This window comes from Psychromonas algarum (genome assembly GCF_004376845.1).
GTDB lineage: Bacteria > Pseudomonadota > Gammaproteobacteria > Enterobacterales > Psychromonadaceae > Psychromonas.
In genome coordinates this window covers 153,685-167,420 of the sequence record NZ_SNUW01000008.1, presented here as the reverse complement: position 1 = coordinate 167,420, position 13,736 = coordinate 153,685, and the positions used below count along the sequence as shown (strand labels likewise).

Annotated in this window: 15 protein-coding genes; 6 read left to right on the top strand and 9 right to left on the bottom strand. The window is 35.9% G+C overall.

Annotated features, from left to right (window positions below):
• Positions 1-35: 35 nt before the first annotated feature.
• The 4 genes from rraB to hemL all read right to left on the bottom strand — a co-directional run bounded on the left by rraB (position 36) and on the right by hemL (position 4,975).
• Positions 36-401, bottom strand: coding sequence for a ribonuclease E inhibitor RraB (gene rraB / locus E2R68_RS09255; RefSeq protein ID WP_134277413.1), 366 nt, complete (start codon positions 399-401; stop codon positions 36-38).
• Between the two features lie 26 nt (positions 402-427).
• Entirely contained in the window at positions 428-1,171 is a 744-nt protein-coding gene (locus tag E2R68_RS09250; RefSeq protein ID WP_134277412.1) for a 1-acylglycerol-3-phosphate O-acyltransferase, read from the bottom strand.
• Positions 1,172-1,174: 3 nt separating this feature from the next.
• Complete coding sequence (gene parC, locus E2R68_RS09245) at positions 1,175-3,454, bottom strand: DNA topoisomerase IV subunit A (RefSeq protein ID WP_134277411.1); 2,280 nt, start codon at positions 3,452-3,454, stop codon at positions 1,175-1,177.
• A gap of 243 nt (positions 3,455-3,697) precedes the next feature.
• Positions 3,698-4,975 carry a glutamate-1-semialdehyde 2,1-aminomutase gene (gene hemL, locus E2R68_RS09240; protein ID WP_134277410.1) on the bottom strand — a complete coding sequence of 426 codons (1,278 nt, stop codon included), beginning with the start codon at positions 4,973-4,975 and terminating at the stop codon, positions 3,698-3,700.
• 218 nt (positions 4,976-5,193) lie between these two features.
• Here hemL and clcA point away from each other — a divergent pair, with 218 nt between their 5' ends.
• The 6 genes from clcA to E2R68_RS09210 all read left to right on the top strand — a co-directional run bounded on the left by clcA (position 5,194) and on the right by E2R68_RS09210 (position 11,167).
• Entirely contained in the window at positions 5,194-6,609 is a 1,416-nt protein-coding gene (gene clcA / locus E2R68_RS09235) for a H(+)/Cl(-) exchange transporter ClcA (RefSeq protein WP_134277409.1), read from the top strand.
• A 9-nt stretch (positions 6,610-6,618) separates the two neighbouring features.
• The gene (locus E2R68_RS09230; protein ID WP_134277408.1) at positions 6,619-7,347 is read left to right on the top strand and encodes a DUF6776 family protein; all 729 of its coding nucleotides are present in this window, start codon (positions 6,619-6,621) and stop codon (positions 7,345-7,347) included.
• A gap of 78 nt (positions 7,348-7,425) precedes the next feature.
• Entirely contained in the window at positions 7,426-7,776 is a 351-nt protein-coding gene (gene erpA / locus E2R68_RS09225; protein WP_134277407.1) for an iron-sulfur cluster insertion protein ErpA, read from the top strand.
• Positions 7,777-8,059: 283 nt separating this feature from the next.
• On the top strand, positions 8,060-8,686 hold the full coding sequence (locus E2R68_RS09220) for a trimeric intracellular cation channel family protein (protein ID WP_134277406.1): 627 nt from the start codon (positions 8,060-8,062) through the stop codon (positions 8,684-8,686).
• A gap of 109 nt (positions 8,687-8,795) precedes the next feature.
• The gene (gene argA / locus E2R68_RS09215; RefSeq protein WP_134277405.1) at positions 8,796-10,133 is read left to right on the top strand and encodes an amino-acid N-acetyltransferase; all 1,338 of its coding nucleotides are present in this window, start codon (positions 8,796-8,798) and stop codon (positions 10,131-10,133) included.
• The gene (locus E2R68_RS09210; RefSeq protein ID WP_134277404.1) at positions 10,130-11,167 is read left to right on the top strand and encodes a TAXI family TRAP transporter solute-binding subunit; all 1,038 of its coding nucleotides are present in this window, start codon (positions 10,130-10,132) and stop codon (positions 11,165-11,167) included. Before argA ends, E2R68_RS09210 begins: the two co-directional genes overlap by 4 nt.
• An 81-nt stretch (positions 11,168-11,248) precedes the next feature.
• Here the strand turns inward: E2R68_RS09210 and fur are convergent, their stop codons facing one another.
• From fur to E2R68_RS09185, 5 genes are all read right to left on the bottom strand, one after another.
• On the bottom strand, positions 11,249-11,674 hold the full coding sequence (gene fur, locus E2R68_RS09205; protein ID WP_134277403.1) for a ferric iron uptake transcriptional regulator: 426 nt from the start codon (positions 11,672-11,674) through the stop codon (positions 11,249-11,251).
• A 27-nt stretch (positions 11,675-11,701) separates the two neighbouring features.
• Positions 11,702-12,229, bottom strand: a complete 528-nt coding sequence (gene fldA, locus E2R68_RS09200; protein ID WP_134277402.1) for a flavodoxin FldA — start codon at positions 12,227-12,229, stop codon at positions 11,702-11,704.
• A gap of 19 nt (positions 12,230-12,248) precedes the next feature.
• On the bottom strand, positions 12,249-12,518 hold the full coding sequence (gene ybfE / locus E2R68_RS09195) for a LexA regulated protein (protein ID WP_134277401.1): 270 nt from the start codon (positions 12,516-12,518) through the stop codon (positions 12,249-12,251).
• A 38-nt stretch (positions 12,519-12,556) separates the two neighbouring features.
• Positions 12,557-12,778 carry a DUF2788 domain-containing protein gene (locus E2R68_RS09190; RefSeq protein ID WP_134277400.1) on the bottom strand — a complete coding sequence of 74 codons (222 nt, stop codon included), beginning with the start codon at positions 12,776-12,778 and terminating at the stop codon, positions 12,557-12,559.
• A gap of 78 nt (positions 12,779-12,856) precedes the next feature.
• Positions 12,857-13,642: an alpha/beta fold hydrolase gene (locus tag E2R68_RS09185; RefSeq protein WP_134277399.1), complete on the bottom strand. Its 786-nt coding sequence runs from the start codon at positions 13,640-13,642 to the stop codon at positions 12,857-12,859.
• Positions 13,643-13,736: the final 94 nt, after the last annotated feature.

Sequence of the window (13,736 nt, the reverse complement as noted above, 5' to 3'; positions counted from 1 at the left end):
TTTTTATAAGAGAATAGTTATTAAGAGTTTAATAACTATTCTTCAGGGTAAGTGCCCCAACCATCGTAATCAATATTAAAAGATTGTGCTAATGCGAGTAATTTTTCTACATCTTCAAAAATGGCTTCTTCATCTAAGTTCATTTCTATAACAACATCAAAGCTGAGAATAATAGAACCATCTTCTAATTCTAATTCTTCTGGATCAGTGACTTCATAACCTTTTTTAAAACAAGCGACTGCTGCTTTTTCTAATACATCAAAGTTATCACAAGAAAGGTGATGTTCAATCATATAGACAGCATCTGGATTACTGCCATCTTCTAAAATAGCTTCAACAATATCAGCTGTTTCTTCAGCTAATTCTGCTAATAACTCTTCATGTGTAAGTTCTTCAGACATATTTATCTCTTCTCTTTCAAGGTTAATTAGTTACAACAATCATTATTAGAATCAGGACGATTCACTTCTTTATTCAGTTCTTTATATTTAGCTAACATAATTTCATGGGAGTCATTTAATAAACGACGGATCTCACGCTTTTTATATTGTGTAATATCGATAGGATCTAGCATCTCAACAATGACTTCTCCATTATCCCAACGATTTAATTTTACTTGATTATGGGTGTTTGAAACAACAGTTGGCACAATGTTTACACCGGCCTGTAATGCAGTATGGAATGCACCCATTTTAAATGGCATTAAACCACGTCCTCGGCTACGAGTACCTTCTGGGAATATCCAAACCCCTAAATTTTTTGCTCGCATTTGGTCTACGACATCAGTGATGGTGTTTTTGGATTTATCGGTATTATTACGATCAATTAGTATATTGCCTGTTAACCAATAGATAATGCCAAAGAAAGGGATCCATACCAGACTTTTTTTACCTATGGTTACTGAGCCAGGTTGAACAGCACCTGTTGTTGTAACCATATCGTAATTATTTTGGTGATTTGCAATATACACGACAGAGCCATTATTTTTCGCACTTTCAGGAATTCTAATCGTGACCTTTAAACCAACCAAACGAGATATTTTGCTAAATAACATTGCAAAATGATAAGTGTTTTTAGGATTTCTAGGGCTTAACATACAATAAAATAATGAGTACACACTCATTAAAATAACGATAGCAATAATTAAAATTGCTCTAATAATAAATAACATAATCTACTGGTTCTCTTGTTGTTCTGTTTCTGCTGTTACGACTTCGATATTATCAACTCGCTGTAAACCTCGTGGTAATTTATTACCGCGACGGCCTCGCTCTCCTTGATAATGCGCTAAATCATTTGGTTTTAACGTTAATTTCCGTTTTCCTGCATGTAGGGTAACAGCACTCTCTGGTGAGATGATTTTCAGCATGGTAACAAACTCTTCACGTTTAGTCGCTTTAGCTGTCATGATGTTGATCATTTTATTGCCTTTACCCTTGCTTAAGCTTGGTAAACTTGCCACAGGGAAAATTAACATACGGCCTTCGTTACTAATTGCTAAACATAAATCATCTTTATTGTTTGATAACTTTTGCGGAGGCATTAATAACGCATTTGCAGTTAAATTAATAAGTGCTTTACCATTTTTATTGCGGCTGTTGATGTCACTTAAGTTAGCAACAAAACCATAACCATGGTCACTGCTAATAATATAACGGTCTGAATCATCGCCCATGAGTACACATGCAAAAGGTACATTTTCATTTTGATTAAAGCGTCCTGTTAAAGGTTCGCCTTGACTTCGTGCGGATGGCAATGAATGAGCATCTAATGAGTAAGCGCGTCCTGATGAATCAATAAAAATACAGCTTTGATTACTTTTGCCTTGGCAACTAACTAAGTATTCATCTCCTGCTTTATAACTGAGCGCTTGTGGATCTACATCATGGCCTTTGGCACTACGTACCCAACCTTGTGTTGAAACAACAATAGTAACGGCCTCGCTTGGCATTAACTCTTTTTCTGACAGTGCTTTTGCTTCTAGGCGTTCAACCATTGGTGAGCGACGGTCATCACCGTATTTTTCGGCATCAGCTTTGATCTCTTTTTTTACTAATGTATTTAAGCGTCTATCAGAGCTTAATAGTAATTCCAATTTCTTTTGTTCTTCAGATAATTCAGCCATTTCACCACGAATTTGAATTTCTTCAAGTTTCGCTAATTGGCGTAATTTTATTTCTAAAATAGCGTGTGCTTGTGTATCTGATAAATTGTAGCGAGAGATTAATTCGGCTTTGGCATCATCATAAGTTCTGATTATCTCAATGACTTCATCAATATTTAGATAAGCAACTAATAAACCTTCTAAAATATGTACTCGCGCTAATATTTTATCTAAGCGATGTTGTAAGCGACGACGTACTGTATTGCGACGGTATACCAACCACTCTGTCAAAATAGTGACAAGACCTTTTACACTCGGACGCTGATTTAGTCCTAGCATATTCAGGTTCACTTTATGGCTAACTTCTAGATCTGTTGAGGCAAATAAATGATTCATTAATGCTTCAATATCAATACGGTTTGAGCGTGGAATAATCACTAAACGAGTTGGATTTTCATGATCTGATTCATCACGTAAATCAGCAACCATTGGCAGTTTCTTTTCCTGCATCTGTTTAGCAATATCTTTTAATATTTTACCGCCGGATACTCTATGGGGCAGTGCCGTGACGACTATCTCGCCACTTTCCACCACATAGACAGCTCGGCTTTTAAAACTGCCTCGCCCTGTTTTGTAGATATTAACAATCTCTTTACGGGGCGTTATGATTTCAGCTTCTGTCGGATAATCTGGACCTTGAACAAATTCCATTAAGTCTTCTAATGAAGCTTTAGGATGATCAATTAAGTGCAAACAAGCATTGGCAACTTCACGTGCATTATGCGGTGGGATGTCTGTTGCCATACCAACGGCGATACCACTGATACCATTTAATAAAATATGTGGTAAACGCGCAGGTAATAATTCAGGCTCTTTCATTGTACCGTCAAAATTGGGTTTCCAATCAGTGGTACCTTGCCCAATTTCTGAAAGTAATAATTCAGAGAAAGCGGATAAACGTGATTCGGTATAACGCATTGCCGCAAATGATTTAGGATCATCTGGTGCACCCCAGTTACCTTGGCCATCAATAAGAGGGTAACGATATGAAAAGGGTTGTGCCATTAATACCATGGCTTCATAACAAGCACTGTCACCATGAGGGTGGTACTTACCTAAAACATCACCAACGGTACGAGCAGATTTTTTATGTTTTGATAGTGCCGATAATCCTAATTCAGACATCGCATAAATAATACGACGTTGTACGGGTTTTAGGCCATCACTGATATGCGGTAATGCTCGATCCATGATCACATACATGGAATAGTTGAGATACGCATCTTCAGTAAATTTAGCGAGCGATAATTGCTCTACGCCTTCTAAACTCATGTCTAAGACTTCACTCATATTTTACAGCCTTGTAAATTGATTATAGATATATAACCCTAGAGTATACCGTACTTGTATTCTAAGACAGAAATAGAAATGAAATTGTGAGAATTAGATGCAATAAAATTGAACGAATAGAGTGAATTAACAACAGATGAGAGGTAAATAAGATAAATTAAAATAACCAGACAATCTCTTTTAAATTGATTGCCTGGTTAGGTTGTTGGTTTTATTCGTAAGATATTAAATTAACTTTATCGACTAAAGTTGTAAAAATGCTTTTTTAGCGGCTAATAAAGTATTTTCAATATCTTGATCTGTATGTGCTAAAGATAAAAAACCAGCTTCAAAAGCGGAAGGAGCTAAATAAACACCTTCATCCAACATGAGGTGGAAGAATTTTTTAAATTTTTCGGTGTCACATGCACAAACTTGTTCAAAATTGGTTACTTCTGGTGCATTAGTGAAAAAGAAACCAAACATTCCTCCCACATAATTTACGGCTAAACCAATACCTGCTTCTTGAGCTGCCTGTTTTAGGCCTTCTGCTAATTTTTGGGTTTTAATCGCTAATTGTTTATATTCAGGTGTATCTAAAGCAGTTAATGCCGCTAAGCCTGCATGCATTGCAATTGGATTACCTGATAAAGTACCAGCTTGATATACAGGGCCCGTTGGTGCAATAAACTGCATTACCTCGTGACTTCCTCCAAATGCGCCAACAGGCATGCCACCACCAATCACTTTACCTAAGGTCGTTAAATCAGGTTTGACTTGATAATGTGTTTGCGCTCCACCTAATGCCACACGAAAACCTGTCATTACTTCATCTAAGATTAATAATGCTTTATTTTGATCACAGATATCACGTAAACCTTGTAAAAACCCTTCAGCAGGAGGAATACAATTCATGTTTCCAGCTACAGGTTCGACAATAATGCAGGCAATTTGATCTGGGTATTCTGCAAATAAAGCTTCAACAGACGCTAAATCGTTATAATTAGCTGTTAATGTGTGTTTTGCAAAATCCGCCGGTATACCCGGTGAACTTGGTTGACCTAATGTTAATGCGCCAGATCCTGCTTTTACTAATAAAGAATCTGCATGTCCATGGTAACAGCCTTCAAATTTTAGGATTTTGTCTCTGTTTGTGTAACCACGCGCTAAACGAATCGCGCTCATAGTCGCTTCTGTTCCTGAACTTACCATGCGTACTTGTTCCATTGAAGGCACTAATTGTTGTACCTTCTCTGCCATAGTAATTTCAATTTCAGTGGGAGCCCCAAAACTTAAACCATTTTCAGCAGCATCAATGACTGCTTTTTTTATAGCAGGATGATTATGCCCTAAAATCATCGGGCCCCATGATCCGACATAATCTATATATTGTTTATCATCTACATCATAGATATAAGCATCTTGTGCTTTTTGTATAAATAACGGGCCTCCACCTACGCCATTGAATGCGCGAACGGGGGAGTTTACTCCACCTGGAATAATAGATTGTGCACGGTTAAATAGTTTGGTTGATTTGCTCATAAGCATCCCATTAATTATTTTTTGAATCGAGAGAAAGAGCAATATACCCATCATAAATTAAGATGCAACTAGCAAAACAATGTAGGGAAAATTTCTTTACAAGGAGTTTATCTGCAAAATATTTGTTAACATACGCAGCATCAAGTATTAAGCTTAGTTATTTTTACTATAATACTAGTTTTTCTTCCACTTCTTGTTTTTAGGTCTTAATTGCATTTATGAAAATACCATTGCCAATGATCTGTATTAATGGATTTAAAGTCTTCATCGATCGTTTTTTTACTAGAAAGAGCAGCGCGCTATTAATTTGGCTTTCTATTTTTATTGGTATTTTGGCAGGTATTGCTTCCGCTTTATTTGACCATGGTATTGTTTGGGCCGGCGAAATGCGTCTGTTATTGATTAATACCTATGGTGGGGGCGACATTCCTCTATGGGCAATTGCTATCCCTGTTTCTTCATTAATGGCTGGTACTGCCTTTTACATTACACATCGTTTTGCTCCAGAAGCCGGGGGAAGTGGTATTCCTGAAATAGAAGGTGCGATGGAGGGGATGCGCCCAGTTCGTTGGAAACGTGTTATTCCAGTGAAGTTCTTTGGTGGTTTGCTTGCACTAGGTAGTGGTATGGCGTTAGGTCGAGAAGGTCCTTCTGTACAGCTGGGGGCAAATATTGGCCGTATGATTTCAGATATTTTTAAAGTCGATAAAATAGATGCTCAAGCTTTATTAGCAGCAGGTGCTGCAGGTGGTTTAGCGGCTGCTTTTAATGCACCATTAGCCGGCATTATGTTTGTTATCGAAGAGATGCGTTCACAATTTAACTACAGCTTAACTTCAACAAAAAGTGTATTTATGAGTGCTGTCATGGCAACGATTGTGATGCGTTTATTTACCGACCAAGATGCTGTTGTTACCGTCACTCAATATTCTCATCCTGATTTATATACATTAGGTTTCTATCTTATTTTAGGTTTTTGTTTTGGTGTTATTGGTATCTTTTTTAATAAAATGATATTAGCGACTCAAGATATGTATCTAGCAATACATCAAAATCAACGCTGGCGTTTTGTTGCTATTGGTTTATTTCTAGGTGCAGTATTTGGTGCATTAACTATTTTTCAACCAGATATTGCCTTTAGTGGTCTAGACCTCATACCAAAAGTAGAAGGTGGTCAGTATTTAGCGGGGGGGTTATTCCTTCTATTTATATTACGGACATTTACTTCATTACTTAGTTTTGGCTCTGGTGCACCCGGTGGCGTATTTGCACCGACACTTGCATTGGGCACTCTGTTTGGCATGTTATTTGGTGTGGGCGCACATACATTATTTCCTGAATTAATTACTGAACCTGGCGCATTTGCTATTGCAGGAATGGGCGGATTATTTGCTGCAACAGTAAGGGCTCCGATCACAGGCATTTTATTAGTTATTGAAATGACGAGTAATTATGAAATGATCTTACCTTTAATTGTTACGTGTTTAGGAGCAACTATGGTTGCACAAACATTAGGTGGCCACCCAATTTATACTCAATTGTTAGAAAGAACACTAAAACTATCTATGCGAGAAAAACGTCAACAAACAACAGACAAAGCTATGTTCCGTATCCTTGGTAAATCTAAGAAATAGGGGCTACTAATGAAACGTTATCGTAAGAGTTTTTTTAAATGGATATCTATTAGTTTATTGTGTCTATATTTTGGTTTTATGGTCGGTAAATTTAAACAAGATATCCTACAAAACTCGATCCAATTATTAGAGTTGGATGTGGCAAGCCTTAAAACAGAAAATACAGAGTTAATAGAAAAATTAAATCTTCTTCAAGCAGACTTTATTGCAGAAAAACAGAGTAATGATGCTTTGGTGATTGAAAATAAAGATCTTAATACAGAGTTAGAATCTAGTAATAATAAGCTGTATTTTTATGAGCGTGTTGTTGCCCCAGAACTTTCTATTACTGGGTTAAATGTTTATTCTTTTAACGTCACCAAATTAGCAGAGCAAAACCTTTGGTCTTACGAATTGGTATTGATGCAATCTCAGAAAGGTCGTCGATTTTTAAAAGGGAATGTGGACATTCTTTTCACTAGTGTTGATGATGCTAAGCAGAATGCAACTTCAATAAAATTAAGTGCGATAGATGATAGTTTTAATGGCACATTTAAATTTAAATATTTTCAAACTTTAAAAGGGCAATTTACATTACCTAATGCCGAGGATTTTGCACAAGTGTTTGTGGTCGCTGAAGCGGTTGGGAATCGTTGGAATCGAGCTCAACGAGTAGAAAAAATTTATGATTGGCAAAACTTTATTGAAAATGACGCAACAGAGCTGAAAGAAGTAGAAACTCAATCTGAAGGTGAATAATTCATCTTTCTATACTTGAACAAATTAGTCAGGTATTAGATAATATAGGCATACAAATTAATAGGACTATAAATTATAATGACAAGCGAAGTGGAAATGGCGTTACCGATTTATTTTAGTGATAGCGCAGCAAATCGTGTAAAAGCACTGATCGCAGAAGAGAATAATCCTGATCTTAAACTTCGTGTTTATGTTACCGGTGGTGGATGTTCTGGTTTTTCATATGGTTTTACTTTTGATGAAAAAGTAAATGATGATGACACATTAATTGAAAATAGCGGTGTAACATTGTCGGTAGATCCAATGAGTTTACAATATCTTATTGGTGGGACTGTTGATTTTGTTGATGGTTTAGAAGGATCTCGTTTTTTAGTTAATAACCCAAATGCTACAGCAACTTGTGGTTGTGGTTCTTCTTTTTCAGTTTAATATTTTTCTTATCTCCATGGAAAATGCTCATATTGTTTGATGTGGGCATTTTATTTAACACTACTTATATTCATATTATCTCGCATTAATATAGATAGCTTTACTTAAAAGAATAGAAAATATTACGGCTAGCAATAGCGTTAAAAAGTATTGTGATTAACTATTAATCATTAATGTGATTGCAACCTGATAGAAGATAATTTATTTTGCATTTTTAGTGATTTAACTTATCTAAATTCAGTTACTTATTACTTCGGTAATTAGCTTCAAAGGGTCGTCAAATATGCTTGATAACTTTATCTATATATCAGATATGATCGGTGTGATCACTTGTGCTATTTCTGGTGTTTTAGTCGCGACTCGGCTAAGAATGGATCCTTTTGGTATTACTGTTTTAGCGGGTGTTACCGGCATCGGTGGTGGTACTTTACGAGATATGATGATGGGGGCAACACCTGTTTTTTGGATTGTAGATAATACCTATATTTACGTTATCATCATGACTGCTATTTTAAGTGTATTTTGGTTGCATAAAATTCATCGTTTTCCTGCCTATTTATTACCTATTTTCGATGCTTTTGGTTTAGCCATTTTTACTATTATCGGAGCACAAAAAGCCTTGATATTGGGCTTTAATGGCCCTGTGGCTATTGTGATGGGCTGCATTACTGGTGTTGTTGGTGGCATGATCCGTGATATTTTAAGTGGGCAAATTCCTTTTGTATTGCAAAAAGAAATTTATGCCACGGCTTCCATTCTTGGAGCTACGTTATATGTTCTTTGTGATTATACTCATTTAGGTCCCATTTTTACGATGGTGATTGCCATGATAGGTACTTTATCATTACGATTGTGTGCTATTTATTATCATCTATCACTACCCGTTTTTAGTCATGATAGGGAAGCATGATCACGTTAGTTTATTTCTCATTGTTGGTACAATTGTTTTGCCAACATAAAGCGCAAATTGATAGACTCTGTAGTCCGTAAATGGATTGTTGTTAGCAATAGGTAGGCAAATGGAAGAAGTAACAAATTCAACTCAACTTATTAATTGGTTCCGTAATTCAGCCCCATATATCAATGCTCATCGCCATAAAACATTTGTTTTGATGATTGGTGGAGAAGCACTTGAAACAGACAATTTTCAACACATCATTAATGACATTGCATTGCTTAATAGCTTAGGGGTGAAATTAATTTTAGTGCATGGTGTTCGACCTCAAATCCAAAAGCAATTAGAAGTTCATGGCCATAAAAGTGAATTTCACAATGATCTGAGAATTACTGATGATCGTACTATCTCCATTATCAAACAGGCTGTTGGTGCAGTACAAATCGAGTTGCAAGCAGGTCTTTCTATGGGATTGGTGAATTCCCCTATGCAAGGTGCATCTATTCGTACCGTGATCAGCAATGTTGTTACTGCACAACCTATTGGTGTAAAAGATGGCATTGATTTTTGCCATGCCGGTAAAGTTCGTCGTATTGATGTTGAAGGACTTAAATCTCAATTATCTACTGGTGCTATTCCAATTATTTCTCCTATTGGTTATTCAGTCACGGGAGAAGTGTTTAACTTATTAGCTGAAGAAGTTGCAACTCAAGTTGCGATTGATATGAATGCAGATAAATTAATTGGATTTTGTTCTCATCAAGGTGTTTTAGATGAAAATGGTGAAGTGATCTCAGAGCTATTGCCAGATCAAGCACAATTGCATATTGATAAAATAGAAAAAGAAGCAGGACAAGCTTCAGGTACTTTACGTTTTTTACGTGCCGCAGTTGCAGCTTGTAAAGCGGATGTTACTCGATGTCACTTAATTAGTTATCATCAAGATGGTGCATTATTAAAAGAGTTATTTACGCGTGATGGTACCGGTTCTCAAATCGTTAAAGAAAGTTATGAACAAATTAGAACAGCGACTATCGATGATATTGGGGGCTTACTGCAGCTGATTGACCCGTTAGAGAAGCAAGGTATTTTAGTTAAACGGTCACGTGAACTACTTGAAAATGAGATTGAACATTTTTTAATTGTTGAACGTGATGGCATGGTTATTGGGTGTGCCGCTTTGTATCCATTTTTGGACGACAAAATGGGAGAGCTTGCTTGTTTAGTGAGTCATCCTAAATACCGTCGAGCAGCACGTGCTGATAATTTAGTTGAACATGTTGAACGTAAAGCGAGACAGTTAGGTATTGAAACTATATTTGTTTTAACAACCCAGAGTATCCATTGGTTCAGGGAACGTGGTTTTGAGTTTGCTGATATCCAACAGTTACCATCAGCTAAAAAGGCATTATATAACTTGAAACGTAACTCGAAAGTTTTAACTAAAAAAATTATACGATGAAAATCATAATTGCTAAATGCTTAATCAATATTCAAAAGTATTTTAATCGTCATCATTTTATTACGATAAACAAACATATCTGTGCTCTGTTTGTTACTCTGTTATGCCTTTTTATTCCCGCTAATGCTTTGGCAAAAACGGAATATATTTCTATTGCTACGGGCGCTGTTAATGGGGTTTACTACCCGACAGGTGGCGCGATCTGTTATTTAGTTAATCAAGTTAGAGGTGTTGATAATATTCGTTGTGAAATAAAAACAACACCAGGTTCTATTTATAATATAAGCGCAATAAAAAAGCAGGAGGTTGATTTAGCTGTAGTACAATCCGATTGGCAACATCATGCATATAATGGAACGTCACGATTTGAAAAGCAGGGGGAATTGAATCAATTACGCTCATTATTTTCTGTGCATGCAGAGCCATTTACTGTATTAGCAAGAGAAGATGCGAATATATCTTCTTTTGAAGATATTAAAGGTAAGCGAGTTAATATCGGGGCTGCTAATTCAGGGCAAAGGGCTACGATGGAGATGTTGTTATCTTTATATGGATGGGGGGAGTCTGATTTTTCTGCTGTTACTGCATTACCTCCTGGTGAACAAGCACAAGCTTTGTGCGATAAAAAAGTTGATGTTATCGTTTATGTTGTAGGGCATCCGAACAGTTCAATTAAAGAAGCAAGTAGCGCTTGTCAAACTAAGTTAGTTAATGTGAAAAGCATTAAATTGTCAGAGTTAATTACAGAGCATCGTTATTATCATACGGCGGTTATACCTGGTGGTATGTATCGAGGTAGTCCAGAACCAACAGATACGTTTGGTGTTGGTGCAACAATAACAACAACGGCAGCATTACCCGAGCATGTTGCTTATGAAATTGTTAAATCAGTATTTGAAAAGCATAATGAGTTTATACAGTTACATCCTTCTTTTAAAAGTCTAACTAAAAAAGCGATGGCTACTCAGTATTTATCAGCTCCATTGCATCCTGGCGCATTACGTTATTATCAAGAAGTGGGACTGTTAGATTAAGCTAAGAATAAGATAGATATAAAAAAGCCTGTTTTTAAACAGGCTTTTTTGTATGTGCTAGCAGTTTAGTTATAAGCTGTATTATTTATGCTTACATTTACCGTCAACAGGTTCACCATATAGGTATAAACTGTGATTGGTTAATTTGATACCGTATTTTTCTGCAATTAGTTTCTGTTGCTCTTCGATCAGTGGATCATTAAATTCAATAACTTCACCACATTTCAAACAAACTAAATGATCATGATGCTCTTTATGAGTTAATTCAAATACCGATTTTCCACCTTCAAAGTGATGGCGAGTTACAATGCCTGCATCATCAAATTGGTTTAATACTCGGTATACCGTTGCTACACCCACTTCATCACCTTGATCAAGTAATTTTTTGTAAAGATCTTCAGCACTTAAATGTTGGTTTTCAGGTAACTGTAATAAACTTAAAATCTTTAAACGTGGAGATGTTACTTTTAAACCCGCTTCTTTTAGGGCTAAATCTTCATTACTCATATCGCTTCCTAACTGCTATATTTTGATCTAGTCGGCTAATTCCGCTAAACACATTTCATTATAAATTTGTTCTGACCAAGCTTTAACGCGTGATGCTGTTAACTCAGGTTGACGATCTTCATCAATACCTAAACCAATAAACGTATTTTCATCAATTGATGCTTTTGATGCTTCAAAATCATAACCATCTGATGGCCAATGACCAACAATAATAGCACCTTTGCTTTCGACTATATCACCTAGTTGCCCCATTGCATCTAGAAAGTATTCTGCATAATCTTCTTGATCACCACAGCCAAAAATTGCGACTAATTTATCAGTAAAATCAATGTCTTCTAAATCAGGAAAAAAGTCATCCCAATCACATTGTGCTTCACCGTAATACCAAGTAGGGATACCAAATAAAATAAGACTAAATTCAGCAATATCTTCTTTGCTACTTTTAGCGATATCTTTAACTTCTACTAATTTTTTTCCTAATTCTTTTTGGATCATTTTTGCAACAGCTTCTGTGTTGCCCGTATCGCTACCAAAGAAAATACCTACGCTAGACATACTTTATACCTTAATTTATTTAATTTAACTGTGCGTGAAGGAGTTTATTAATTAACTCTGCACGACTTATTTCTTGTGCATCAGCGAGTTTATTTAGTTTTTCAAATAACATGCTGTCTACTTTTAATTCGATTCGTTTTAAACCGTTTTTCTTGTCACGCAATGTCTGTTTTTGCTTATTTAATTTTAGCTGAACTTGACGTGAGTGCGGATTGCTTTTAGGTCTGCCGGGGCGAACCTCGTTTGCAAATAGATCGCTAGTGATACGATCAAATGATTCCTTTGCCATTTTGTTACCTAACAATATTAACCATGGAGAATTAATGTTTAACCAACACCAGAATTCATCCACATTATTTCAATAATTGCTTTTGAAATGAAACCGATACATCCAAAAAATAAAACAGCCCAAACAACATTTCGACCAAATTTTGGGACATTACCTTTTTTTAATACATCTTGAATTGCCATTCCGATAAATAAGAACAGCAAAAGATAAAAACCATATAGGCCAATTTTTTCTATTTGTTCTGTATATTCTTCTAACATATTCTGGCTTCTTCAAAAAAGGGAATATAGCATATAGATACTATCGACAATAGACAAATCTGTTTGTAAAAACCTTACTTACAAAGCAAAAAAGTCAATGACAAGACGGTTAAAGCTTTTTGGTTTCTCTGCATGCAACCAGTGACCAGTTCCTTCAATGATTTTTAATTGTGCATTAGGGAATAATGTCATCATCGAAGCAGGATCATCAGCATTAATATAATCAGATAGCGCACCTTTAATAAACAGAGTTGGCTTCTCATAGGTATCAATATGCTCAGGCCATGCACTAATTAATCGATAATTATTATGTAAATTCTCAACGTCGTATATAAAATCAAAACCATCATCAACACGTTGAAATGATTTTAATAGGAATTGTCTTACTTCTGGTGTCTCAATATAACCAGCTAATATCTTTTCTGCTTCAGTTCGATTCTCTGCTTGTAATGATTGCACTGACTTTAATCCCATAAAAACGTCACTATGTCTGTCGTTATAGTTAGTCGGTGCGATATCTGCAACAATCAAACGTTTGACACGTTCTGGCTGCAATAGTGCACATGTCATGGCAATTTTTCCGCCCATTGAGTGACCTAAAATTGAAAACTGCTCAATATTTAATGAATCAGCTAACTCAAAGATATCTTCTGCCATTTCTTGGTAAGTCATCGACTTATTTCTAGGGCTTCGGCCATGATTTCGAACATCAACTAAAATGATATCGTAATCATCTTGTAACTCTTTTGCTAAGCCTGAAAGGTTAGATAAACTACCAAATAGGCCGTGAACAAAAAAAATGATTTCATTTTTACTAGCTAGTTCATGTTTAGAAGACTGTTTTAGTTGGTAATTTAGTAGCATAAGTACTCATTTTAAGTGAAAATAAATAAAGCCAGAAATAATAGCAAATTATGCATTAAAGCTAAACTTTTTAACACAGTGATAACAACTATTG